Consider the following 24,046-nt stretch of genomic DNA (forward strand, 5'->3'; position numbering starts at 1 on the left):
CCCCTGTATGCCCCCACCCAAGAGTTCACGCATCGTTCATATCGCCCCATAGCCCCTGTACAGCGCATATGCGTTTGTTAGGAAAAGAAGTTCTTTAAATCAGGTGCCATGAATGCTTAATGTGTCGTTTACCCGTAGCGCGCACACTGATCGGCGTATCACCACCGTCTTGTTCACACGCCTTTTATTCATCAAGGAGCATCCTCATGCCCCAGCCGAGCGAGCTACCCGGTACCTACACGGATTTTTGGGATTGGCAGATGAAGGGAGCCTGCCGCGGGCACGAGTCCGCGGTGTTCTTCCACCCCGATGGGGAGCGCGGCCGCGCCCGACTCAATCGCGAAAACAAAGCCAAGGAAGTCTGCCATGGCTGCCCCGTCCTCGAGCAGTGCCGTGACCATGCCCTGCGGGTAGGCGAACCCTATGGCATCTGGGGCGGGCTCTCTGAATCCGAGCGTGCCATTATCCTCCGCACCCGCTAAACGTCTCGCTGGAGCCACCACAGCATAAACGCCCAGCCCCTGAGAAATTCAGAGCGCTGGGCGTTGCTGCATTATTAGCCGAGTTTAGTGGTGGTGGCCACAGCCACCCTCCTGCTCCTCGGTTTCGGCCGGTTTATCCACCACGGAGGCCTCAGTGGTCAGCACCATCCGAGCCACGGAGGTGGCGTTCACCACGGCGGAGTGGGTCACCTTCACAGGGTCAATGATTCCCTGCTCAATGAGGTTGTCATACTCCAAGGTAGCGGCGTTGAAGCCGGAACCATTGTCCATCTCTGCGGTGTGGGCGACGACGACGGCGCCGTCCAGACCTGCGTTGGCGGCGATCCAATAGGTGGGCTTGGTCAGAGCACGGGCGGTAGCCAGCACACCGATCTTCTCCTCGCCCTCGAACTCCTCGGCATAGGCCTTGAGCTCTTCGGCGATCTGCACCAGGGCGGATCCACCGCCGGCCACGATGCCCTCATCGGCAGCGGCCTTGGCAGCGTTGATGGCGTCCTCCACGCGCAGCTTGCGCTCGCCGACCTCGGTCTCGGTGGCGGCGCCCACCTTAATCACGGCGATACCACCGGAGAGCTTGGCCAGACGCTCCTGCGCCTTTTCCTTATCCCAGGTGGAGGAGGTGGACTCGATTTCGCGGCGAATCTGCTCGCGGCGCACCTCGACGTCCTCAGCGGAGCCGGCACCATCGACGATCACGGTCTGATCCTTGGTCACGGTGACGCGACGAGCGGAACCGAAGTGGCTCATCTCAGTCTCGGAGAGGTTGATGCCCACCTCCGGGTCGATCACGGTGGCGTTGGTGACCACGGCGAGATCATCCATGAAGGCCTTGCGGCGATCGCCGAAGTACGGGGACTTCACGGCCACCACGTTGAGGGTCTTGCGCAGGGCGTTGACCACAACCATCTGCAGCGGCTCGCCCTCGATGTCCTCCGCAATGATGAGCACGGGGCGCTTGGAGTCCACGATCTTCTCCAGCACCGGCACGAAGTCCGGCAGCGAGGAGATCTTGTTGCGCACCAGCAGGATCAGCGGATCGTCCAGCTCGGCGCGCTGGGCGTCGACGTCGGTGATGAAGTAGGGAGAAAGGAAGCCCTTGTCGAAGGACACGCCCTCGGTGATGTCGAGGGTGGTCTCCATGGACTGGGACTCCTCAACGGTGACCACACCGTCCTTGCCCACCTTCTCCATGGCGCCGGCCACCATCTCGCCGATCTCCGGATCGCGCGAGGACACAGTGGCCACATTCGCAATCTCGGAGGCAGCGGAGACGTCGGTGGCGCGTGCCTTGAGCAGCTCCACGGTCTTCTCCGCCGCAGCCGCGATACCGCGGTTGAGGCCGATGGGGTTGGAGCCTGCCGCTACGTTGCGCAGGCCTTCGTCAATAAGCGCCTGGGCGAGCAGCGTGGCGGTGGTGGTGCCATCGCCGGCAGCGTCGTTGGTCTTGATGGCCACAGACTTCACCAGCTGGGCGCCGAGGTCCTCGAGGGGCTCCTCCACGTCGATATCGCGGGCGATGGTGACACCATCATTGGTGACGGTCGGGGTGCCGAAGGCCTTCTCGAGCACCACATTGCGGCCGCGGGGGCCAAGGGTGACCTTGACGGCGTCGGCGAGAGTATTGACGCCGCGTTGGATGCCCTCGCGGGCCTCCTGGTTAAAAGCAATGAGTTTCGCCATAAGTGGCTCGACCCCTCCTTAGTTCTCGATGACTGCGAGAATGTCGCGCTGAGACAGCAGCAGGTACTCCTGGCCGTTGTACTTCAGCTCGGTTCCGCCGTACTTAGAGAACACCACGACGTCGCCTTCCTTCACGTCCATCTGGACGCGCTCGTCGTTGTCGCCCCAGCGGCCCGGGCCCACAGCGATGACGGTGGCTTCCTGCGGCTTTTCCTTAGCAGAGTCCGGGATAACCAGACCGGATGCGGTGGTGGTCTCGGCCTCGTTGATCTGGACCAGGACGCGGTCTTCCAGCGGCTTGATGTTTACATTCGCCACGATATTCCTCCATATGACATAGCAAGAATGGTTTCCATGTGCCGGTTGGTACTTCCAGCACAGCCGTCGTCGCGGGTGAACAACTGTGGGTCACACAACCTATTGGCACTCTACCCCCGTGAGTGCTAACGCTCAACTGTGCCCACTGCTAGGGTGCTGAGTTCTCGGGTCTGGGGCCTCAGCCTGACGTCGATGCGCCCGCGTCTGCGGAGGATCGGCGGCGCCACTGGGCGATAAAGGGCAGGGACAGGATAATTAGCCCCGCCCCCAGGGTGGCCGCACCCAGCCCGAGGGTAAAGCCACCGAGGATCAGCATGGGGGCAATAATGATCACCAGAATCTCGATGGGCGCGAATCCCACATAGGCCACGCCGAACTCCTCGAGGGTGCCGGACTTCATATTCGGATCCACGATCTTCAAAATGGCAATCGCCGTGGCCACAGAGGCGGTGGACCAGCCCCAGCCAAAGAGGGCGCGCTCAAACCACGGATCCTTGAAGGCGCGCGGCGCCACCACAAAGGCGTAGACACAGCAGAACGCCAGAGCAAAGAGGAAAAGCAGCACCAGCGCTAGGGCATAGTCGGCCACCACCGCGGGAATAATCGCGGCCACGCCCGTGACCACGAGATAGTCGGTAAACCCGCCGGAGATGGAGCCCACCAGGTCCTTATCCACAAAGTGGGGCGCTTTCACCATATGCAGCAGCCCCACCCCGAGCATGCCGACGACGAACGAGGACGCAAATAGCGGCACGGACAGCACCGGAAATAGCGACTCGAGCAGCAGCTTGATCTGATAGCCCACGAACATGGTGATACCCACGACGGAGACATGCAGGGCGATCGGCTCGATCGAGGAAGGATTCGTGGTGGCCTTACCCACGCTGGGGCGCTCGCTGCTCTGGCCGATCCAGCCGGTGCGAATATCGTCGGAGAGGCTGGAAAAATCCGGCAGCTGCGAGGTCTTGCCCGTAGACGACCCCCACTTGGCGATGATCACCCCGCCCACCACGGCGGCGAGGGTGCCGACGGTCGCCGCCGTGAAGCCGAGCGTCATCGCGGCTTCTTGGCCCTGGCTTTCTAGCGATCCGCCAACCGCTGCGGCCACGCCGAAGCCGCCCACAAAGCCGACGGGCACCATCGCGCCGAACCACTCGGGCGTGCTCAAAAGCGGGGCGAAGAGGAGCACGCCGAGCAGGGCGAATATGCCCCACTGTGTAAGGAACATCGACACCGATACCGACCACATTGTGCGCGCCCCGGAGCGAACCTCTTGGGAGAAGTTCATGGTGTAGGGCAATGCGCCGAAGACGGCCGCGATGAGCATGGTGGTGTAGGTGTTGAGCTGATCGGAGAAGGGTATCCAGCCCAGCCCTTCGGGGCCAAGGGCGAGGCCGAGAATGCCCGCGGTAATGGGCGCGGGCACCATGAGTTTTTGGAATACCGGCACGAATCGCCGCAGCAGTTTGCCCACCACGAGCAACACGGAGATCCAGCCAAGGTCTAAGAGCAAAACATAGGGCGAAAAATCATCCATCTGTGTACCTCACATCTGTGGAAGCTCTATGACTTAAGCCATATTTACAACAATGTCAGCTACACTACAGACTTTTCTTAGCGTCTCGAAACCTTCCCCCACACAGGAGGAAGCGCCCACGACGAGCGGGCGCTGTCGTGGACGCGAGGGGCACCGCGGGAGGGCGAGGCCCGTGCTGCACGGGGCGCGTCTACTCGGCGGCGCGGCGGCCGAGGTTGAGCACTGCCGCGCGCCAGAGGGCATAATCCTCCGGCTCGTCTTCCCGGTAGTTGTCCACAGCGCGGATACCGGAACGCACCTGCTCGATATCCTCATCGCTGATATCGGAGCCATCGGCGCCGACAAAGAGCACCGGCCCACAGACGGCATTGGTGGGGTCGGTGAGGAAGGCGGAGTTTCCGGTGGTGGCCTCTTGGCGGCCCATGGATGCCACGGGGTTGGGCTCGGCGCCCTCGCTGGCCGCCGCGGCGGCGTAGAGCGCGGCCACGGTGGTGCCATCATCACGGAAGGTGACGGACAAACGCTGCCCGTCGGCGCCGAGATACGAGGCGGCGTCCTCAAGCTCGAAGGTAATCAGCTGCGAAGAGGAATCGGGGTGCACGAGCAGGCCACGGGGCATGGAAAAACAACCTTTGCTAGTTCTGCGTGAGGAGCGCGCGGGCGCAGGGACATCTTCTGTGTCTAACAGAGCAACCAACCCAGGCGCCTGCCTTCGCCGCACAATTCAGCAGATGTTTCCCAAAGTTTCACCCCGCGTGTGCGCTGCGGCAACTAAGCCTGGGGCTGTTCCACCTCAAGCGAGGGGTCGGTGCCCACGCTGAGATCCGAGGGAGCAGCCCCGGCGCGGATCCGCTCGGCGCAGAGCGCGGCGATCATCACTCCGTTATCGGTGCAGTAGCTCAGCGGCGGCACCCGTAACTCGATGCCGGCGGAGCGGCAGCGCCGCTGGGCGAGCTCACGCAGGCGGGAATTGGCGGCCACTCCCCCGCCAAGCAGCAACACGCTGGCGCCGGTGTCGCGGCAGGCGCGCACCGCCTTGGCGGTGAGGACATCCACCACGGCTTCTTGAAAGGAGGCGCACACATCGGGGATATCGATCACTCGGCCTTCGCGCTCGGCCTGTTCCACATAGCGGGCGACGGCGGTTTTGAGCCCGGAGAAGGAGAAATCATAGGCGGATTTGCGCATGCCGCGGGGAAAGGCGATGGCCTTGGGGTTGCCTGTGCGGGCGAGGCGGTCGATCACGGGCCCGCCCGGGTAGCCGAGACGCAGCAGCCGGGCCACCTTGTCATAGGCTTCACCGGCGGCATCGTCCACGGTGGAGCCCAGTTCCACCATGGGCTCGCCTACCGCGCGCACCTCGAGTAGCTGGGTGTGCCCGCCGGAAACCAGCAGTGCCACGCAGTGCGGCAGCTGCTCGCCGTCGATAGCGGCGACGGCCACGTGGCCGCCGAGGTGATTGAGCCCGTAGAAGTCCACGCCCCAAGCCGCGGCATAGGCCTTCGCGGCGGAGGCGCCCACCAGCAGCGCGCCGGCAAGGCCGGGGCCGACGGTGGCGGCCACGACATCGGGCTTATCGATGCCGGCCTCCCGCAGGGCTTGGTGCATCACCGGCTGGATGGATTCCAGGTGGGCGCGGGAGGCGATTTCGGGCACCACGCCGCCGAAGCGGGCGTGCTGGTCCATGGAAGAGGCGACGGCATTGGCGCGGACGGCCATGCGGCCATCCTCGAAGAGCTCGATGATGCCGACACCGGTTTCGTCGCAGGATGATTCGATCCCGCAGATAAAGCGTGACACGACTGTGAATTGACCTAGCTGGGGTTGGGGGCGCCGTGCGGATTGCGCTGCATCACATAGGCATCGGCGCCGGAGGGCTGATAGTAGTTCTTGCGCTCGTCGATGACACCGAAGCCATAGCGCTGGTAGAGCGTCACCGCGGCGGTGTTATCGGTGCGGCATTCGAGGAAGATCGGACCCTCATAGTAGTCGGCCACGTCCACGAAAACCTGCAGCATGAGGGTGGCGATGCCCTGGCGGCGGTAGTCGGGGTCCACGCCGATGGTGTGGATCTCGAACTCGGGATCATCTTCCGGCCCGAGCATGGCGAGGCCGGCATAGCCCACGAGCACGCCATTGTCCTCGTAGCCGAGATAGATGGTGCGGCCGGCGAACTCATAGTAGAAGGCCTGCTCGCTCCACGGATCATCCTCGCCGAAGAGCTGCTTTTCCAGCTGGGCGCAGCGCGGGGCATCCTCGTTGTTCAACGGGCGCAGCGCGTCGGGCAGGATCAGCTGCCCATCGTCGTCGGTGATCGCAGGGCGCGGGGTGGATGATGACGCAGGGTTGGAGTCACTCACGGGAACAGTTCACACTTCCTTGACGGGTCTCACTCGGTGTTGATGGGCGATGCCCGGCGCTACACGGGCGGTGCCGCGATGCGCCGCTTATCTTCGACACTATACGCAGCCGCTAGCCCAGATTGATGTCGGGGATCGCCGGCGATAGCGGCCGCGGCGCGGGTTCCACGGCATCGGGCCGGCGCAAATAGAGCGGCACCAGCGGCTCGGGCTCACGTCCCCACTCCGCCACCGCCACCAGCGATGCCGGGGTGGGGCTGATATCCACGCGCCGCGCCGTGGCGGACAGCTCAATGTGCGCGGGGCAGTTGAGCACTTCCACCGGATCGTCCTGCAGCAGCTCGGCCACATGGGCGGGGGCGTGCACCTCGGGTCCGATGCTGCGCTGGCCGTCGCGGTAGCGGGACCAGTAGACCTCGCGGCGGCGGGCGTCGGTGGCCACGAGGAGGCTGCTGGGCGGGGAGGCGGCGTCGATAAGCTGCTGGGCGATCGCATCGTGAGAGACCACTCCGTGCACGGGGATGCCGAGCGCATCGCCGAGGGCGGCGGCGGTGGCCATGCCCACGCGCAGGCCGGTGAAGGGCCCCGGGCCGCAGCCGACCACGATGGCGTCGAGATCAGGCAGGGTGCAGCCGGCGCGGGCGGCGCAGTCGTGGATGGTAGGAATAAGCACCTCATTGTGCTTGCGGCAGTCGCGCACCAGCTGCACGGCGAGCTCGCCGTGGGCGGTGTCGACGATGCCGGCGACAAGTGTAGGTGTGGAGGTATCGATGGCTAAGCACAACACGATGTATCACCCTACCCACCCGCTAGGCTAGGAGCCTATGCAGGCAACAGTGACCACCGCCGTGGGCGCCTTTACTCTCACCGCGGGCGCGCACGGTATCACTCGGGTGGATTTCGGCGCGGAGCAGCCCATCGCCCCAGCTTCTGACCTGCTGCGCCAGGCCTGCGAGGAGTTGTGTGCCTATGCCGCGGGCGAGCGCCGGCAGTTCTCGGTGGCGTGGGACTCTCGCCCCCACACCGCTTTTCGACGCCATCTCTCCGCGGCTCTGAGCACTGTGGGCTATGGCGAGACCCTTAGCTATGGCCAGCTCGCAGCGCGGGCCGGCCATCCCCAGGCGGTGCGCGCCACCGGCACGGCGCTCCGGCTCAATCCTGTGCCCGTGTTTTTGCCCTGCCATCGGATTCTGCGCGGCGATGGCAGTATCGGCGGCTATGCCGGCGGGGTGGAGCTGAAGCGCCGGCTGCTGCGCCTGGAGGGCGTGGAGATCTAGTCGGCGGTGGCGCGGCGCTGGCGCACATCGTGCACCCCGATCGCGGTGGCGCTGAGCATGATGACGACGATGATGCCGAAACTGCCGGCCACGGCTACCGGCCAGGCCACGCGCTCCAGCAGGGCGAAGAGCACGGCGGTAATCATGGCCAGGCCGATGGCGGTGCCGATGCGCTGGCCCACCTGCAACACCGCCCCGGAGGAGCCGGCATAGTTTTGGGGCACATCCGCTAGCGACAAGGTTTGGTTCGGGCTGATCACGCTGCCCTGCCCCACGCCGACGATGCCGAGGGTGGCCACCAGCCACCACTCGCTGAGCATGCCGCGGTGTTCGCCGAGGATCACCAGGATGCTCAAGATCATGCCGGTGGTGGCCACGAGCATGCCGCCCACGACCAGCGGGCGGCCGAGGTCCATCACGCGCCGGCCGGCCCAGTCCGCAGAGAGCGAGGAGGCCAGCGCGGCGGGGATCCCCACGGAGCCGGCCACGAACGCCGAATAGCCCAAACCTTGCTGGAAGTACATGGCCACGATCACCCAGATGCTGGTGATGCCCAAAAAATACAGCGAGGATAGCGCGGCGCCATTGCGGAAACTCGAGACAACCAGCACATCGAGATCCACCATGGGGGCGTGGCCGGAATCCTTATAGGAGCGTTCCCAGCGCACGAAAGCGGTGAGCAGCAACAGGGAGACCAGCACTAAGAACCACACCCACGGCCTTTCTTTTCCTTCCACGAAAGGCAGCAGGAAGAGCAGCACGGCGCTGGTCAGCAGCGCCACGCCCACGGGGTCAATGGCGCGGATTACCGAGGAGATCTTGTAGCTGCCGTCCGCCGTGCGCACCGGATCGGCGCTCGCCAGCGGCCGCGGGAACCATAAAAGCCCCAAGATCAGCACGATCAACCCGATAGGCAGATTGACGAACATGGTGAGCTGCCAGCCTAAGTCTTCCCCGCCGAGGCCGATGAGGAATCCGCCGAGCACAGGGCCAATGGCCACCGCGATGCCCACGGTGGAACCGAAGAAACCGAAGGCACGGCCGCGTTCTTTACCGGTGAAATAGTACTGGATCATACCGATCAGCTGCGGATTCATCAGCCCCGCACCCATGCCCTGTACCAGCCGGGCTCCCACGAGGAAGGCGGGAGTAGGTGACAGGCCACCTGCGACGGAACCGCTGAGGAACACAATCAGGCCGATGAGGAAAAACCCAGGGCGGCCGAAAATATCTCCGGCCCGACCGGCGGGCACGAGGAAGGCACCAAAGACGAGTGTGTAGCCGGAGAGCACCCATTGGATATCGGTGTGGGTGGCGCCCAGGCCGGCCTGGATCGCGGGCAGCGCCACGTTCATGATACTCACGGACATCAGGGACATAAACACGGACACGAGCATGAGCCCGAGGATTTTCCAGCGAATAGGATCCGCGGCAGCGGGGGTGGTACTCAACTGCTTAGTCTCCTCATCTCTCCATCGTCACCACACTGGGCTCGTCCTTCATCGGCGCCGATCATGCACAGCCGCAGCGTCGCTTCTACACAGACCCGATACGGCGGGAAGGCGGCATCTCTCGCTGCCGACGTGCTGGGCCGAGCACTCCTCGAAAAAATTCGTGGAGTAGTGCTCCGGCTGAACGCAGCACCACCCTACTCATACTCCTCTTTCTCCGGCGCTGCCCACTGGACGCGCCTACAGTTATGAGCCATGGCGACATCACCGCGGAGAGTCGATGGGCTCGATATCGCACGGGCGCTCGCGATCATCGGCATGATGTACGCGCACACCGTGTATCACGGGCCGAGCGTACTCACAGATCTTTCGGACGGCTATCCTTCTACCCTCTTCGCCGTGCTCAGCGGCATCACCTTGGCCATCATCGTGGACAGACATGATTGGGGCGTGGCCACCATCAGAGGCATCGCCCTGATCGCGGTGAGTATCGTCCTCACGCCCTTCAGCGGCGCGATCGCCGTCGTCCTCGGCACCATTGGCGTGGCACAGATCCTGCTCGCGCCCCTCGCCCAGTGGAGCACGCGGCGCTTAGTCATTCTCACTGGGGTGCTCGTGCTTATCGCGCCGTTGCTGCAGACGGCGCTGCTTATGTCGATGAGTCCCATCGGCCTGATAGGAGACGGCGCCTACCCGCTGCCGGCATGGCTGGCCTACACCCTCCTCGGGGTCCTGCTCGCCAGGGTGTACTGGGCGCGAGCGCTGCTGTGGTGCATCCCCGCCGGCGCAGCTGCCGTCCTTGCCCGCTTCGTGCTTATTGATCACAACGATTCTTTTCTCGCCCCCGCAGATATGACAGATTCGCCGTTGTCCGCTGCGCTCGAGTTCTATCTGCTGCCGCTGCCGCACAGCGGCTCCATCGGCGATATGGCGGTTACCGGGCTTGCGGCCGTGGCCGTCATCGTGGCCCTGCGATATGCCCACTTCTACCCGCTGCACGCTGTCGGCTCCATGGCCCTGACGGTCTACGTCACCCACGTTCTGCTCACCGCGCCGCTGACGGCGGCGCTCAATCCCGCGGCGGATGGCTATTCCTCCGCCCCGGTATTCGGCTCCTCCGTATTCGGCACAGATGACTTCGGCCCAGATGACCCAGACACAACTCCGGGCAGCACACGCTACGAAGAAGGCGACTCGGTGGCCGACTCCGCGGACGCAGAGGTGTTGCAGCAGCGCCAGCGCGCCCTGGATGTGCTCCACATGCGCCTGCGCGGGCCTCTCAACAGCGAGCAGTTCGAGCGCGCTCTCAGCGAGTACACCCTGGACTATTACATGGCCGAGCCCGATCCCGTTATCGGCTCACCGCCGCCGCTGTCCGCCGAGCAGGAAGAGCTCCGCGATGAGCTTCTCGCACTCGACTCCCCCGCGGCGGCCAGAGAGAGTGCTGAGCGCTTCATCGGCGAGTACTCCCCCGATACAGATGGCAGCGTCGGCGAGATCCCAGCACCGGACGCCGAGCCCTATAGCTGGCAGGACGTGAGTGTGTTCAGCATCCAACTGCTGATCGTCCTGCTCGGCACCTCGCTCTATCGCCTGCGCTGGCGGCGCGGCCCCATGGAATATCTGCTCCACCGCCTCAGCATCGCCACGAGCGCCAGCGGCGGCGCGCCGCCCTCGCGCTCGCCCTCGTGGGTGCTGCGGAGGAGGCGCCCACGCGCAGCTAGTGCCACTGCCAAGAGATGAGGCGCGCCTCCGAGTCCGGGTCGGCCTCCACCGCGGAATGGCGATCGAGGGTGAGCAGCAGATAGTGCTCGGCGAGCTGCTCCATCAAGCCTTTACCCCACTCGGCCACCACCACCGCTTCGTGCAGCTCGCTATCCATATCCAAAGAGTCAAGCGCGCCCACCGGATCCACCGGGCCGCTGCCCTCCCCGAGCAAACGATAGGCATCCACGTGGATCAGGCTCGGGCCGCTGCCGCGCGGGCGATGCTCCCGAGCGATAGTAAAGGTCGGCGAGGTCACCCGCCCTTTGACATTCATGCCGCGGGCGATGCCCTGGGTGAGACTAGTTTTTCCCGCCCCCAACGGGCCATCCAGAATCACCACATCCCCAGCTTCGAGGACACGGCCGAGCCGTTCCCCGAAGGCGTGGGTGTCCTCCAATTCCTCGCAACGCTCCTGCCCAGAGGCGGGCCACTCTTTAAGCATCTACTCCTACTCCTCCACTGGGTTGTGCTGCTGAGCCGGCATATAGTGCCGCACCGTCCGCCCCTTCGGGGCGCACACCATCTCATAGGCGATCGTGCCGGCGGCCGCGGCGAGCTCAGCGGCGGTCATCTCTCCCGCGCTGCCATCGCCTAAGAGCACCACCTCATCGCCGATGGCCACCCCCTGTGCATTATCCCCGAGATCCACCACGATCTGATCCATACACACCCGGCCGATCTGCCGATAGCGCTGGCCCTTGATACTCACCCAGAGATCGGATTCGCCGCGCCGGGTCTGCATGGCGCGCGGCAGCCCATCGGCATAGCCCACCGCCACCACGGCGGTCACACTCTCCCGCGGGGCACGCCACGTCAGCCCGTAGCTAACGCCCTCGCCGGTGTGGGTGGTTTTGATGGTGGTCACCCGCGCCGTCCACCGCATCGCGGGGAGAAGCCCCCACTCCTTCACGTCTCTTCCGGCGAAGGGAGAGACCCCATAGAGCGCCAGCCCGGGGCGGATAGCCTCAAAGTAGAGATCGGGGCGCGTCAGGGTGGCTGGCGAATTGGCCAGATGCCGCAGCCGTGGGCGCAGGCCGCAGCGCTGGGCGCAGTCCCAGGCGCGGCGCAGCAACTCTGCTTGGGCGTCGATGCTGCTATTGCTGGGATCATCGGCGCAGGCCAGGTGGCTGAAGATGCCATCGACCGTCACCGTAGGGGCCGCGGCGAGCAGGTGAAAGATCTCCTCCCACTCCTCTTCATCCACCCCCGAGCGATTCAGCCCGGTATCTACCTTGACGTGCACGGTGATGGGGCGCCCCTGTAGCTGGGCGGTAAGACTTCGGGCCTGCTCCAGGTTCGCGATGCCTAGCACGACCCCTGCTGCGAGCGCAGCATCAAGGTCCTGGGCGGGATGCCAGAGCCAGCACAGCACCGGCTGCTCATAGCCGCGCGGGCGCAGCGCGGCGACCAGCTCGAGCGCCTCAGGCAGGGTGGCCACCCCGAACATATCGGCGCCCTCGCGCGCCATCACGGCAGCGCATTCCGCCATGCCATGACCATAGGCATCGGCCTTCACCACCGCGATGAGCTGGGCATTCCCGGCACGCGCCTTGAGCGCACGGGTATTGTGCGCAATCGCCTCAAGATCAATGGTGGTGCTGAGCAAATCCATAAGCCACATTGTGCCACTGTCACCGCAGCGTAGGATGAACCGCATGTTCGTTTCCGCTGCCCGCCGCCCCCACCTGTCACGATCGCGGCGCTCAGCGCTTATCGACGTCGCCCTCCTGGTCGGCAGCCTCGCCATCATCAATTCCCTCGCCCACTTCACCGAGCTGGCGTCCTATCGTTCCACGGTGCCCTTGGGAGTAGCGGCGATGGTGCTGGTGGCCTTCGCCCGCGGCTATACCCCACAAGCGATGGGGATCTCCCGGGCTACGCTGCGTCGCGGGGCGCGCTGGGCTGGGATATCGATGGCGGCGGTGATCCTCGTGGTGGGTGCTGGGCTGGCGTTGCCGTTGACGCGCGAGTTCTTCCTCAATGACTCCTACGCCACGCTGCGCCGCGCGCTGCTGGCCGCGCTGGTGATTATCCCGCTGCAAACCGTGGTTCCGGAGGAGCTGGCTTTTCGCGGCATGCTGCACGCCTCCCTCGATCGCCTCGGCGGCACCAAGCTGGTGTTTGGGGCGGGTTCTGTGTTGTTCGGGCTGTGGCATATCAGCTCCTCGCTGGGGCTGACCGCCTCCAACGCGGGCTTATCGGGGCTGCTCGGCTCCGGCAGCCTCGGCACCTGGATCGGGGTGGGCTTAGCGGTGCTGGCCACTGCCGGTGCCGGCGCGGTGCTCACCTTGCTGCGCCACCACACCGATAGCGTGATCGCCCCCATTGGTTTGCACTGGGCGCTCAACGCCACCGGGGCGCTGGCGGCCGCGGCGGCGTGGACGTGGCTCTAGGACGGCGTCGATAAGCAAAAACTCGAGCACCACGGCATGTGAGCTCGAGTTCTTTTTGTTGCTGGGACTATTCCACAGTCACGGACTTCGCCAGGTTACGGGGCTTGTCGATGTCCTCGTTACCGCACTCGCGGGCGATGAACGCGGCGAGGAACTGCAGCGGCACGGTGGCCAGCAGGGGCTGCATGATCGTAGAGGTCTCGGGGATACGGATGAGCCAGTTGGCGTAGGGCTCCACCGCGTCATCGCCCTCCTCGGCGATCACGATGGTCTTCGCGCCGCGGGCACGGATCTCCTGAATATTCGAGACGATCTTGGAGTGCAGCAGCTTCACCCCGCGCGGCGAGGGCACCACCACAACCACGGGGAGATCATCCTCGATGAGCGCGATCGGGCCGTGCTTGAGCTCACCGGCTGGGAAGCCCTCGGCGTGAATATAGGCCAGCTCCTTCAGCTTCAGCGCGCCCTCCAGCGCCACGGGGAAGCCCACGCCGCGGCCCAAGAACAGCATGGTGGGAATCGCGCCCAGCACCTCCGAGATGCGCTTGGTCTCGTCCTCGACGGCGAGCAGAGTCTCGATCTTCTCCGGGATGGACTCCAGATCGTGGTAGATATCCGTGATCTCATCCGGGTACTTGGTGCCCTTGGCCTGCGCCAGGGCCAAGCCCACGATGTAGTTGGCGGCCACCTGCGCCAAAAAGGCCTTGGTGGAGGCCACACCAATCTCCGGGCCGGCGTGGGTGTAGAGCACCGCATCGGACTCGCGGGGAATCTGCGCCCCGTTGGTGTTGCACACCGCCAGCACCTTGGCGCCCTGGGCCTTGGCGTGGCGAACGGCCTCGAGCGTATCGGCGGTCTCGCCGGACTGGGACACAGCCACCACCAGGGTGTTTTTGTCCAGCACCGGATCGCGATAACGGAACTCGCTGGCTACCTCGATCTCCACGGGGACGCGGGCCCAGTGCTCGATGGCGTACTTGGCCAGCAGGCCCGAGTGATAGGCCGAACCGCAGGCCACCACGAAGATTTTGTCCACGGCCTTGAGATCGGCCTGGCTGAAGTTCTGCTCGTCCAAGACGATGCGGCCGTCCTGGAAGTGGCCGGCCAAGGTGTCGCGCACCGCCGCGGGCTGCTCATGAATCTCCTTCATCATGAAGGAATCGAAGCCACCCTTCTCGGCGGCGCTCAAATCCCAGTCAATGGTGAAGGGCTTGCCCTCAGCGGGGCTGCCATCGAAGTTGAGGATCTCATAGGAATCACGGGTGATGATCACCACGTTGTCCTGGCCCAGCTCAACAGCGTCCTTGGTGTATTCAATAAAGGCCGCCACATCCGAGCCAAGAAACATCTCGTCCTCGCCGATACCAACGATCAACGGGGTGGAACGGCGGGCCGCAATGATGGTGCCCGGGTGATCGGCGTGGGTAAATAGCAGGGTGAATGCGCCCTCGAGGCGATTGAGCACATGCAGGGCCGAGGCCTGGAAATCGCCCTTGGTCTCACCCTCGTTATAGGCGGCGGCCAACATGTGGGCAGCCACCTCCGAGTCGGTTTCCGAGAGCAGCTCCACGCCGCTGTGCTCCAGCTCCTCGCGCAGCACCGCGAAGTTCTCGATAATGCCGTTGTGCACAATGGCCACCTTGCCATCCGCAGACAGGTGCGGGTGGGCGTTGCTATCGGTGGGGCGCCCGTGCGTAGCCCAGCGAGTGTGCCCCACAGCAGTGTGGCCCCGGAAGTTATCGGCACCTTCCTCATCGATACGCATCTCGAGGTTGCTAATCTTGCCGGCCTTCTTCACAGCATTAATGCTGCCCGCACCGTCTGCGACGGCGATTCCTGAAGAGTCATAGCCGCGGTATTCCATGCGCTTGAGGGCGCCGAGCGCCACATCCAAGCCTTCACGATGACCGATGTATCCAACGATTCCACACATGCCGTTCATCCTAACCCAACCCAGAGACACCTCCCCTCGCAGCAGCTCACCGCGCGCCGCGAGCCATAAAGCCCGCCCCTGCACCTCGGCCGTGCACTCTCCGGCCGGAGCCGCAGCCCCACGGCCTGGCGTGCATAGACTATCCTTGAACACCGTGGCTGAGAACTTGAAGAAACACCTAAGCAAACTGTCCAAGCGTGGCCCCCACCGCGTGCTCGTGGGCGATCTGTCCTATGCCGGTATCCCCGGCAAGGTTTATACGCCCGCCGAGGGCCAGGGACTGCCCGCAGTGGCCTTTGGCCACGATTGGCGACAGGGCATTAAGCGCTACCACGCCACCCTGCGCCACCTCGCGAGCTGGGGCATTGTGGCGGTGGCACCGGACACCGAGACCGGTTTCGCCCCCGATCACCGTGGCTTCGCCGCCGATCTAGAAACCTGCATGCAGATTGCCGCAGGGGTGAAGCTCGGCCAAGGCAATATCACCGTCGCCCCGGGCAAAATCGGCTTGGTGGGCCACGGCATGGGAGCCGGCGCCGCGATCCTTGCCGCCGTGGACCGCGATCTGGTCAAGGCCGTCGCCGCCATCTACCCCTCCGTTACTGCCCCCTCCTCCGAGGAAGCCGCCCGCCACGTGAACGTGCCCGGGCTGGTGCTCTCCCCGGGCCGCGGCGAGTTCCTCGATATGGGCAACCCGCCGAAGGTGGCCTTCAACTGGGGCGGCGATGTCGCCTTCCGCGTCGTGGACAAGGCGAGCCAGACCGGCTTCCGCGAGGCGAGCGTGAGCAAGCTCCTCACCGGAATCAGCGGGCTCGAGTTCGGCCCCCAAGAGACCGCCCGCGGCCTAGTCACCGGCTTCCTGCTGCACCAGCTCGCTGGGGAGAACAAGTACTCGGCATTCTCTGCCTTCGCTGCTGAGGGCAAGGGCGTGACCGGCTGGACCCGCCAAGAGCTACGCGAAGAGGTAGCCAAGCACGACCCCTATGTGAATGCCTCCACTGAGGATGCCGAGCAGGACTAACCTCCACATCTGATCTTCATCCCCGCCCCGAGCGGTGCCTTTAAGGCGAGTTTCTCAGCACTCCCCGAACAGGACCGCGCGGGGCGGGTTTCTTCTGCGCTGGGCGCGGCCATGCCCGCTCTGCCGCATTCACCGCCGGGCGCTGCGTGGTGCTCCTATGCGACGGGGCGGGAGTGTGTTCTGCGCTGCTCCGCGCCTCGCGCCGCGCCTGGGCGGTGAGCTCATCGAGGGAGCGGGAAAACTCCGCTAGCCGCGCACTCGTGTGACGCTGGAAGGTTTCGAGGTGCCGGAGGAAATCGGGGTTCACGTTAGTCACCATGCACCTGCCTTGTGGGGCCAGCTGGTGTGCTCACTGTGGTCTCCTTCGTCAGTCGGTGGGGCGGCATCGCCGGCAGCTGCTGCCGGTGCGGCAGCCTCGGCGGGCGGTTCTGGTTCTGGCTCGGCCGGTGCCGGTTCTGGGGCTGGGTCAGGGTTTGGGGCTGGAGCTGGGGCTGCCTCCTGCGCCACGTTCTGCATAGCCACCTTCTGCGCCGGCGGCTCGGGTTCGGGCACAGCGACGAGATCCTCCGGCGGGCAGGGATCGGCCGGCTGAGGCGCTTCTGGCTCAGTCTCGGGCTGCGGTGCGGGTGCGGGGTCGGCAGCCGGCGCCGCCGGGGCGCAGGGTTCGTCTACCACCGGCGGGCACTCCACTACCGGCGCGGGCGGGCAGGCGCTGGGTGCTTGTCCGAGCTCGGCGGATACCTCGATAGTGCCGGCGATAGCGGCCTCGAGGTGCGCATGAAGCGAGGCCTGAGCCTGTGCCACTCCCACGGCGGCAGCACTGGCCATCGCCTGCCCCACCGTGAGTGCCGAACCACTCACCAGCTGCCCGAGCTCGGCAGCAGGGCACGGCGGCGCGGCGGCGGGAGCAGGAGCCGGTGGCGGGGTCGCCGGGGTGTCTGGCACGCAGGGCTTAGGTGGTGCTGTCGGTGGTTGTGGCGGCGGCGCGGCGGACGCGGGTTCGCAGGCTGGGGCCGGTTGTGGGGCCGGCTGCGGCTCTACCGACGGCGCCGGCTGGGGTGCTGCCGCAGGCGCCGGTGCTGGTACCGGTGCTGGCTGCGGTGCGGGAGTCTCTGTCACGCAGGGTTCCGGCTTCGCTATGGGCGGGGCGGCCGCGGGCTCACACGGCGGCTCCGGGGTGCACGCGGGAGCTTCGGTGGCGCAGTGCTGCTCAGCGTGGGCGATCAGCTCATCAAAACAGCCCGCCACGGCGGAGTCATGATCGCCGAAGATACCCAGCAGCTGCTGGCCGGCGCTATCGATGAGCCCTGCGCCCATGTGCACTAATTGCTGCGCCAGCCCGCGGGCACCGCTACTGCCCAGCAATTCGAGGGCGTGGCACACCGCACGTACTGCCTCATCAAGGCTCAGCGTCATCGCCTGCGCCGCCTCATGGGCACTGCTAGCGACCGCCTCGATGCTATCGGCGCAGGAATGCGCGGCCGCCTCTACTGCTGCGGCACCGTCTACCCGCTGCTCCCACTGCCGCATAGCGCGGCTCAGGCCGCCGCACATGGCCCCCTCGGCCACTCCGGCGAGAGCGGGGCTGAGCACCTCCTGTACCCAGCGGCCGGCGTCCTGCGGGGCGGATTCCCCTAGGGCGCAGCTCGCGGCTGTGCGTAGTGCGGAAGTATCCAAACCGGCGAGATTCTCGGCGGCGGCGCTTAACTCCTCGGCGCTGATCTGCGGCCCAGCATAGAGCCTGCCCGCGGCCAGACGCAGCGCCTCCACCGTGGAGGCGTAGCAGGTCACGGAGCTGTTCATCTGCCCTCACCTGCCCTATCGATGCGGTGCAGAGCGTCGGCCACCTCGTGGTCCTGCTCTGAGAGGGCGCGGAGATGATCGCTGGCGGTATGCGTCGATAAGCGAGCTGCGTCTAAAGCAGTGGCGGTATCGGTGTGCAGTTGGGTAAAGACACGGGCGAGAGCTTCACCGCGTTCCCGCAGCCCCTTCCCTGCCGCGGCGGGCGGGAACTGTGGTGCGTGGCGCTGGTGCGCGCTCGTGTTCTCGGCGATAGTGCGGAGCAACTCGGCGGTATGCGCCAGCGCGGTTGGTGGATCGACATCTATGTCAGTGTGCGTCATAGCCTCCCCCATGCGAGGTCAAAGAAACGGCGGCGTGCACCCTGACAGGGCGCACCTTCTCACCGAGTTAGACGCACACTTACCCCTCGGAGGTTCCCGCGGCGCAGAAGTATTGTGCGCAGTCCGCGGGAATGATGCCGCGAGGAGGGTTTAGACCTCAGCGACCACGGCGGCCAGACGACCGGCCACCTTTCGGGCCTGCTCCTCGTGGGCGGCCTCCACCATGACGCGGAAGAGATCCTCTGTGCCGGAGGCGCGCAGCAGCACCCGGCCGGTGTCGCCCAGCTCCGCCTCGGCCTTGGTGATGGCCTCCTTGACCCGAGGATGATCCATGATTACGGACTTGTCCGAGACCGGAACGTTGATGAGCATCTGCGGCAGCACCGTCATCACGGTGGCCAATTCCTTCAGGCTCGAGCCGGTCTCGGCCATGCGGGCCATGAGCGAGAGACCGGTGAGTACACCATCGCCGGTGGTGCCGTGATCGGGGATCACAATGTGGCCGGACTGCTCGCCGCCAAGGCTATAGCCGCTGCGGTTGAGCTCGGCGAGAACATAGCGATCGCCCACCTGGGTGGTGAGCACCTCAATGCCGGCGTCCTCCATGGCCAGCTTCAGCCCCAGATTCGACATCACGGTGGCCACCAGGGTGTTCTTGCGTAGCTCGCTATTGGCCTTCATCGCTACGGCCAGAATCGCCATGATCTGATCGCCATCAACGATGGTGCCCTCGGCATCCACGGCGAGGCAGCGATCGGCGTCGCCATCGTGCGCCAAGCCAATATCGGCGCCGTGCTCGCGGACCGCGCGCTGCACCTCCTCGATGTGGGTGGAGCCGCAGCCATCGTTGATGTTGTAGGAATTCGGCTTGTGGTGAATCGGGATCACCTCGGCACCGGCGGCGCCATAGGCTAATGGGGCTACCTCGGCGGCGGCACCATTGGCGCAGTCCACCACCACCTTGATCCCGGAAAGATCCTGCGGCACGGCCTGGGCCAGGTGCATCAGATAGCGTTCCTGGGCGTCCGAGGCTTCCTCAATCACGCGGCCGATACCGTGCCCAGTAGGGCCTTCGGCGGCGATATTGTCCATGCGGCGCTCGATCTCATCCTCTACCTCATCGGGCAGTTTATGGCCGCCGTCGGAAAAGAACTTGATGCCATTATCCGGCATGGGGTTGTGGCTGGCGGAGATCATCACGCCCATGTCTGCGCCATAATCATCGGTCAAAAATGCCACCGCCGGGGTGGGGATCACGCCGACGCGCAACACGTCCACACCGCGCGATGCCATGCCCGCGGAGATCGCCGCGGCCAGCATCTCGCCGGAGACGCGCGGGTCGCGGCCCACGATGGCGACGGGGCGGCGCTTGGAGTTGCGGTACTCCTTTGTCAGTACCTCCGCAGCCGCTGCACCGAGCTGCAGCGCCAAGGGGGCCGTCAGCTTCTTATTGGCTAATCCACGTACACCGTCTGTTCCGAAGAGTCGAGTCATTCCTCCATTATGCACGCTCGGCTACCCCGATCCCACGCCAGACATTCCCCTGCGGTGGTGCTCAGACGTATGACCCGTGCCCATGCGGGAGCAGCTGCCCGTGCGCCGGGGCTGACAGCTAGTAGCCTTGCAGCCATGCCAGTAGATGCCCGCGATAGTAGTGCCGTTATTATTCGTGATCCCCGCCGCCGCCTGCTCACCGTGCCAGAGCCCGCCGGCACCGCGCTGACCCTCCCCCACGCCGTAGCTCGGCTGGGAGAATCCCCCGTACAAACCGCACTCCGGGCGCTGCAGGAACTCGGCATCACCCTCGCGGCAGCGGAGCTCACCCCCTGCGGAGAGATCACGACCCGCGCGAGCAGCACGGACACCGAGCCTGCGCGAGTGGCACTATTTCTCGTCCCCGGCTCGCCGCTTCACGACGCAGCCGCCCAGGACAGAACAGCTCCTGCGGCGGGACAGGGGCTCGGCCCCGAGCGGCAGTGGCTCGCACTCGATGCACTCGATGATCGCTCCGCGCCGCTGGCGCCGCTGCTCACAGAGCATGTGCTGGATTATCTTCAGGCCCACCCGATTCACTCGGTGGCGGTGTTTAGCGGCGCCCGCGCGGGACAGGATGAGCGCCACCTCGTGACTGCCCGCGCTGTGGGAGAAAGCCTGGCACGCAATGACATGCGCCTCGTCTATGGCGGCAGCGCGGTGGGGTTAATGGGGGCTGTGGCCACGGCGGCTCTCGAGGCCGGCGGAGCGGTGAGCGGGGTGCTCCCGCAGAGCCTGATGCACGGCGAGATCGCCCATCCTGGGCTGACGCAGCTCGAGGTGGTGGAGACGATACACGCCCGCAAACAGCGCATGAGCGAGCGTGCCGACGCCTTCCTTTGCCTGCCTGGCGGCACCGGAACATTGGATGAGTTCTTCGATGTGTGGACCGGCCAGCAGCTCGGCTATCACGCCAAGCCGATCGCGTTTGTAGACAGCGACTATTGGGCTCCCACGCTGCGTGCGCTCAGCATCATGGTGGAGGAGGGCTTTGTGCGGGCAGAGGATTATGACGCGCTCATCCTCGGCGATAGCCCCGAGGAGATTCTCCAGGCCATGCGCACCTGGACCGCCCCGAGACCGAAGTGGAGCTAGCAGCACCGCGGCGGGTGTGTCTGGCCGTGGCGCTGCTAGAGGTGCCCCAGAAACGAGCAACGCCCGCGGCCGAAGCCACGGGCGTTGAAGAAGCGTTGGTGTTTAACGCTTGGAGTACTGCGGAGCACGACGGGCCTTGTGCAGACCTGCCTTCTTGCGCTCCACGGCACGGGCGTCGCGGGTGAGAAGGCCAGCCTTCTTCAGCTGCTTACGCTCAGCCGGGTTGTACTCGTTGAGGGCGCGGGCGATAGCCAGACGCATAGCACCGGACTGACCGGTGGGGCCGCCACCGGAGATGCGGGCACGGATGTCGAACTGGTTCTCGCGCTCCAGAAGGGTCAGCGGGGTCTTGATGTCCTGCTGGTTGAGCTTGGAGGGGAAGTACTCCTCGAACTCACGGCCGTTGACGGTGATCTTGCCGGTGCCCTGGGTCATGGTGACGCGGGCGACGGCGCGCTTACGACGGCCAACGGTCTGGATCGGCTGGCTGAGATCGGCCGGGCCCTCGGCTGCGGGAGCCTCGGCGGTCTCGGCGGACTCGTCCACGAGGGAGTCACCGATGGTGTTGGTGAACTCCTCGGTTGCGGCCTGCGCTGCAGCGATGTCCTCAGCGGAGGCTACCTGGGATTCGTTCTGATTCTGTTCGGTCACTGGGCCACCTGCTTGATCTCGAAGGTCTCGGGCTTCTGGGCTGCATACGGGTGCTCGGAGCCGGCGAAGACGTGAAGCTTCTTCACCGAGGCGCGGGAGAGACGGTTGTGCGGCATCATGCCCTCAACAGACTCGAACACAACGCGCTCCGGGTGCAGCTCGAGGGAGCGACCCAGGGACATGGTCTTCAGACCACCCGGGTAGCCGGAGTGACGGTAGCGGAACTCACGCTCGCGCTTGTTGGAGGAAACAGCAACCTTGTCAGCATTGATGATGATGACGTGGTCACCGCAGTCGACGTTGGGTGCGTACTGGGGCTTGCCCTTGCCGCGCAGGAGGCCTGCGGCGGTCACTGCCAGGCGACCCAGCACCACATCAGTGGCGTCGATGACATACCACTTGCGGGTGATGTCACCGCTCTTCGGGTGATAAGTAGACAATGCAAAACCTTTCAAAGTCTATTCTGCTCGCTGCCAGCCAAACGTGTCAGTTATGGATAGCGCGGCGGCCGGTGGAGACCCGCGCTATCAGTACTCTTCCCAGCTTCCGCATCCCCTCAGAGGGCAGGCGTTACTACGGCGAGTACACACGAAGAGTGAATTTTAGCCCCCTATAGCTGCGCAGCGCAAACTCCTCGCCGCATCACTACTCCGGCTAGCTCGGGAATATCGTCTTAGGCCGTGACGTTGGTGCCGCAATGAAACACCGTGGTCTCTCCCCCAGAGTGGAACCACGAATCTACATCTTAAGGAGGACAGCTATGTCTCATATCGTCATTATTGGTGGCCACGGAAAGATCGCCCTTGAGCTGGCCCCGATTCTCAGCGAACGCGGCGATAGCGTCGCGGCATTGATCCGAAATCCCGACCATGCCGCCGATGTGGAGGCCGCCGGAGCACATCCGGTGGTGGTCGACGTGGAAGAATCCTCGACCGCAGAGCTCACCGCGGCCCTGCGTGGCGCCGATGCCGTGGTGTGGTCCGCCGGCGCCGGCGGTTCTGGTGGGGCGGCACGCACCTACGCCGTGGATCGAGACGCCGCTATCCGCAGCATGGACGCCGCCCAGGCCGCCGGGGTGAAGCGCTATATTATGGTCTCCTTCAATGGTTCGCGCTCCCCACTACAGATTCCGGAGGATCATCCCCTCTACGACTACGCCGTGGCCAAGCTCGCGGCCGATATGCACCTGGTGGGCAGCGACTTGGACTGGACCATCCTGGGCCCTGGCGCACTGGACGATGAGCCAGCGACGGGGACGGTGCGCGTCACTCCGATAACGCACGGGATGTCCTCCGAGACCTCCCGCGGCAACGTTGCACAGGTGGCGGCCGCCGCGCTGCAGCAGCCCGCCACCATCCACCGGGTGATCCCCTTTATCAATGGCTCCACCCCCATCGCCGAGGCCCTCGCCGAGGTGCCTGAAGACTACTCAGAGATCAGCTAATACCGGACAGCTCTCGGGGGGGCGTGAGACAGCACACACCCCGCGGTAGCGTGCCGCCCATTCATCACTGGCGGCTGGTGCTACTACGCGGGGTGTGGCTGCATATTGTTCGATGAGGTGGTGGTTCTTGAAACCGCGCGGCACGAGGCGGTGCGCTCACGCGAGTGGCTGGCTGCGTCCCTGGATTTTGGAGATACACGGAGAACACGGGGATTCCACGGACACGCCCGCGCGCGAGACACACCGGCCCGAGCCTCTGCGGCGGCGGGCGGCTAGCTCCAGCTAGCGGCAGCGCGGCGATTGACATCGCTCATACGCTCATTGCCTTCTGCCACAGTGCGGGAGATGGTGGCCAAAATGGTGTTGATCTCCAGCGCGGCGGCATCCCACGCGCGCTGGGCTTCCTGGTAGGCGGAGGAGGATTCGCCTTCCCACGCCGCGGTCATCGGCGCGATCTGGGCTTTGAGGTCCTCCAAGTTGGCGTTGATCTTGGCGGAGGTGGCGCGAATATCCTCAGCCGCTTGGCTGATGGCGCCGAATTGATAACGAATCGTGTCCATGAGTGGCATGAGCCTTTCTGTGTTGCGCTCTTATTAAGTGTGCTGATGCAGATGAGTGGGATGCGGCGGCGCTAGAGCGCCAAGCCGCCACCGACCTGACGGAATGCGGTTTCGTTCTCGGTCTCGGAAACGTCGAAGGCGCGGGCGTTGGCGCGGATATTCTCCGAGATGGAGCTCAGCGCCTCCTGCAGCTGGCGTGCCGAGGCGTCCCAGCGGCTCATGAGATTGGTGAAAGCCAGCTGCGCGCTGCCTTGCCAGCTACCGCCGATGGCGTCGACGGTGCCGCGCAGCCGGGCCAGCTCGGCCTGAACGTCGTGATTGGTCTGATCCACCTTGCCTGCGGTGGCGACCATGGTCTGTGATTCTGTGCGAAAGTGCCCAGTCATAGATACTCCTTGAA

General features: G+C 65.0%; 25 protein-coding genes. 7 read left to right on the plus strand and 18 right to left on the minus strand.

The window, feature by feature from the left end; translation table 11 throughout:
* Nucleotides 1–206 precede the first annotated feature (206 nt).
* Nucleotides 207–482, plus strand: a complete 276-nt coding sequence (locus GBB14_RS05705; RefSeq protein ID WP_151528879.1) for a WhiB family transcriptional regulator — start codon at nt 207–209, stop codon at nt 480–482.
* Between the two features lie 84 nt (nt 483–566).
* On the opposite strand, the gene groL is transcribed toward GBB14_RS05705, so the two are convergent.
* The 7 genes from groL to tsaB all read right to left on the minus strand — a co-directional run bounded on the left by groL (nt 567) and on the right by tsaB (nt 7,185).
* Entirely contained in the window at nt 567–2,183 is a 1,617-nt protein-coding gene (groL, locus tag GBB14_RS05710) for a chaperonin GroEL (protein WP_151528880.1), read from the minus strand.
* Nucleotides 2,184–2,201: 18 nt separating this feature from the next.
* Nucleotides 2,202–2,501: a co-chaperone GroES gene (groES, locus tag GBB14_RS05715; protein ID WP_151528881.1), complete on the minus strand. Its 300-nt coding sequence runs from the start codon at nt 2,499–2,501 to the stop codon at nt 2,202–2,204.
* Nucleotides 2,502–2,679: 178 nt separating this feature from the next.
* The gene (locus GBB14_RS05720; protein WP_151528882.1) at nt 2,680–4,038 is read right to left on the minus strand and encodes a sodium/glutamate symporter; all 1,359 of its coding nucleotides are present in this window, start codon (nt 4,036–4,038) and stop codon (nt 2,680–2,682) included.
* Between the two features lie 190 nt (nt 4,039–4,228).
* Nucleotides 4,229–4,657: a hypothetical protein gene (locus GBB14_RS05725; protein WP_151528883.1), complete on the minus strand. Its 429-nt coding sequence runs from the start codon at nt 4,655–4,657 to the stop codon at nt 4,229–4,231.
* A gap of 152 nt (nt 4,658–4,809) precedes the next feature.
* Entirely contained in the window at nt 4,810–5,838 is a 1,029-nt protein-coding gene (gene tsaD, locus GBB14_RS05730) for a tRNA (adenosine(37)-N6)-threonylcarbamoyltransferase complex transferase subunit TsaD (RefSeq protein ID WP_225976613.1), read from the minus strand.
* A gap of 14 nt (nt 5,839–5,852) precedes the next feature.
* Entirely contained in the window at nt 5,853–6,353 is a 501-nt protein-coding gene (rimI, locus tag GBB14_RS05735) for a ribosomal protein S18-alanine N-acetyltransferase (RefSeq protein WP_370451568.1), read from the minus strand.
* Between the two features lie 157 nt (nt 6,354–6,510).
* Nucleotides 6,511–7,185, minus strand: a complete 675-nt coding sequence (gene tsaB, locus GBB14_RS05740; protein WP_151528885.1) for a tRNA (adenosine(37)-N6)-threonylcarbamoyltransferase complex dimerization subunit type 1 TsaB — start codon at nt 7,183–7,185, stop codon at nt 6,511–6,513.
* A gap of 37 nt (nt 7,186–7,222) precedes the next feature.
* On the opposite strand from tsaB, the gene GBB14_RS05745 reads away from it, so the two are divergent.
* A complete protein-coding gene (locus GBB14_RS05745; protein ID WP_151528886.1) occupies nt 7,223–7,675 on the plus strand; it encodes a methylated-DNA--[protein]-cysteine S-methyltransferase in 453 nt (150 codons plus the stop codon).
* On the opposite strand, the gene GBB14_RS05750 is transcribed toward GBB14_RS05745, so the two are convergent.
* Nucleotides 7,672–9,126 (minus strand): MFS transporter, encoded by a 1,455-nt coding sequence (locus GBB14_RS05750; RefSeq protein WP_151528887.1) that lies wholly within the window; start codon nt 9,124–9,126, stop codon nt 7,672–7,674. The genes GBB14_RS05745 and GBB14_RS05750 overlap by 4 nt on opposite strands.
* A gap of 255 nt (nt 9,127–9,381) precedes the next feature.
* Here GBB14_RS05750 and GBB14_RS05755 point away from each other — a divergent pair, with 255 nt between their 5' ends.
* Nucleotides 9,382–10,869: a hypothetical protein gene (locus tag GBB14_RS05755; RefSeq protein WP_151528888.1), complete on the plus strand. Its 1,488-nt coding sequence runs from the start codon at nt 9,382–9,384 to the stop codon at nt 10,867–10,869.
* On the opposite strand, the gene tsaE is transcribed toward GBB14_RS05755, so the two are convergent.
* Both tsaE and alr read right to left on the minus strand, forming a co-directional pair.
* Complete coding sequence (tsaE, locus tag GBB14_RS05760; RefSeq protein ID WP_151528889.1) at nt 10,847–11,335, minus strand: tRNA (adenosine(37)-N6)-threonylcarbamoyltransferase complex ATPase subunit type 1 TsaE; 489 nt, start codon at nt 11,333–11,335, stop codon at nt 10,847–10,849. The two genes, GBB14_RS05755 and tsaE, sit on opposite strands and share 23 nt — an antisense overlap.
* Nucleotides 11,336–11,341: 6 nt before the next feature.
* Complete coding sequence (gene alr / locus GBB14_RS05765; protein WP_151528890.1) at nt 11,342–12,505, minus strand: alanine racemase; 1,164 nt, start codon at nt 12,503–12,505, stop codon at nt 11,342–11,344.
* Nucleotides 12,506–12,548: 43 nt separating this feature from the next.
* On the opposite strand from alr, the gene GBB14_RS05770 reads away from it, so the two are divergent.
* A complete protein-coding gene (locus GBB14_RS05770) occupies nt 12,549–13,286 on the plus strand; it encodes a CPBP family intramembrane glutamic endopeptidase (protein ID WP_151528891.1) in 738 nt (245 codons plus the stop codon).
* 67 nt (nt 13,287–13,353) lie between these two features.
* On the opposite strand, the gene glmS is transcribed toward GBB14_RS05770, so the two are convergent.
* Entirely contained in the window at nt 13,354–15,219 is a 1,866-nt protein-coding gene (gene glmS, locus GBB14_RS05775) for a glutamine--fructose-6-phosphate transaminase (isomerizing) (RefSeq protein WP_151528892.1), read from the minus strand.
* A 154-nt stretch (nt 15,220–15,373) separates the two neighbouring features.
* On the opposite strand from glmS, the gene GBB14_RS05780 reads away from it, so the two are divergent.
* Nucleotides 15,374–16,240, plus strand: coding sequence for a dienelactone hydrolase family protein (locus GBB14_RS05780; RefSeq protein ID WP_151528893.1), 867 nt, complete (start codon nt 15,374–15,376; stop codon nt 16,238–16,240).
* 312 nt (nt 16,241–16,552) lie between these two features.
* Here GBB14_RS05780 and GBB14_RS05785 read toward each other — a convergent pair whose 3' ends face one another.
* The 3 genes from GBB14_RS05785 to glmM all read right to left on the minus strand — a co-directional run bounded on the left by GBB14_RS05785 (nt 16,553) and on the right by glmM (nt 19,857).
* Entirely contained in the window at nt 16,553–18,043 is a 1,491-nt protein-coding gene (locus GBB14_RS05785) for a hypothetical protein (protein ID WP_151528894.1), read from the minus strand.
* Nucleotides 18,040–18,363, minus strand: coding sequence for a hypothetical protein (locus tag GBB14_RS05790; protein WP_151528895.1), 324 nt, complete (start codon nt 18,361–18,363; stop codon nt 18,040–18,042). Before GBB14_RS05790 ends, GBB14_RS05785 begins: the two co-directional genes overlap by 4 nt.
* 150 nt (nt 18,364–18,513) lie before the next feature.
* Nucleotides 18,514–19,857: a phosphoglucosamine mutase gene (gene glmM / locus GBB14_RS05795; RefSeq protein ID WP_151528896.1), complete on the minus strand. Its 1,344-nt coding sequence runs from the start codon at nt 19,855–19,857 to the stop codon at nt 18,514–18,516.
* Nucleotides 19,858–19,992: 135 nt separating this feature from the next.
* Here glmM and GBB14_RS05800 point away from each other — a divergent pair, with 135 nt between their 5' ends.
* Entirely contained in the window at nt 19,993–20,991 is a 999-nt protein-coding gene (locus tag GBB14_RS05800) for a TIGR00730 family Rossman fold protein (protein WP_151528897.1), read from the plus strand.
* 102 nt (nt 20,992–21,093) lie between these two features.
* On the opposite strand, the gene rpsI is transcribed toward GBB14_RS05800, so the two are convergent.
* Entirely contained in the window at nt 21,094–21,642 is a 549-nt protein-coding gene (gene rpsI, locus GBB14_RS05805; protein WP_151528898.1) for a 30S ribosomal protein S9, read from the minus strand.
* Nucleotides 21,639–22,082 carry a 50S ribosomal protein L13 gene (gene rplM, locus GBB14_RS05810; RefSeq protein WP_151528899.1) on the minus strand — a complete coding sequence of 148 codons (444 nt, stop codon included), beginning with the start codon at nt 22,080–22,082 and terminating at the stop codon, nt 21,639–21,641. Before rplM ends, rpsI begins: the two co-directional genes overlap by 4 nt.
* A gap of 320 nt (nt 22,083–22,402) precedes the next feature.
* Here rplM and GBB14_RS05815 point away from each other — a divergent pair, with 320 nt between their 5' ends.
* Nucleotides 22,403–23,086: an SDR family oxidoreductase gene (locus tag GBB14_RS05815; RefSeq protein WP_151528900.1), complete on the plus strand. Its 684-nt coding sequence runs from the start codon at nt 22,403–22,405 to the stop codon at nt 23,084–23,086.
* A gap of 272 nt (nt 23,087–23,358) precedes the next feature.
* Here the strand turns inward: GBB14_RS05815 and GBB14_RS05820 are convergent, their stop codons facing one another.
* Both GBB14_RS05820 and GBB14_RS05825 read right to left on the minus strand, forming a co-directional pair.
* Complete coding sequence (locus GBB14_RS05820) at nt 23,359–23,646, minus strand: WXG100 family type VII secretion target (RefSeq protein ID WP_151528901.1); 288 nt, start codon at nt 23,644–23,646, stop codon at nt 23,359–23,361.
* Between the two features lie 71 nt (nt 23,647–23,717).
* Nucleotides 23,718–24,032 (minus strand): WXG100 family type VII secretion target, encoded by a 315-nt coding sequence (locus tag GBB14_RS05825; protein ID WP_151528902.1) that lies wholly within the window; start codon nt 24,030–24,032, stop codon nt 23,718–23,720.
* Nucleotides 24,033–24,046: the final 14 nt, after the last annotated feature.

It is taken from the genome of Corynebacterium sp. 51B, from assembly GCF_008930785.1.
Lineage (GTDB): Bacteria > Actinomycetota > Actinomycetes > Mycobacteriales > Mycobacteriaceae > Corynebacterium > Corynebacterium megadyptis.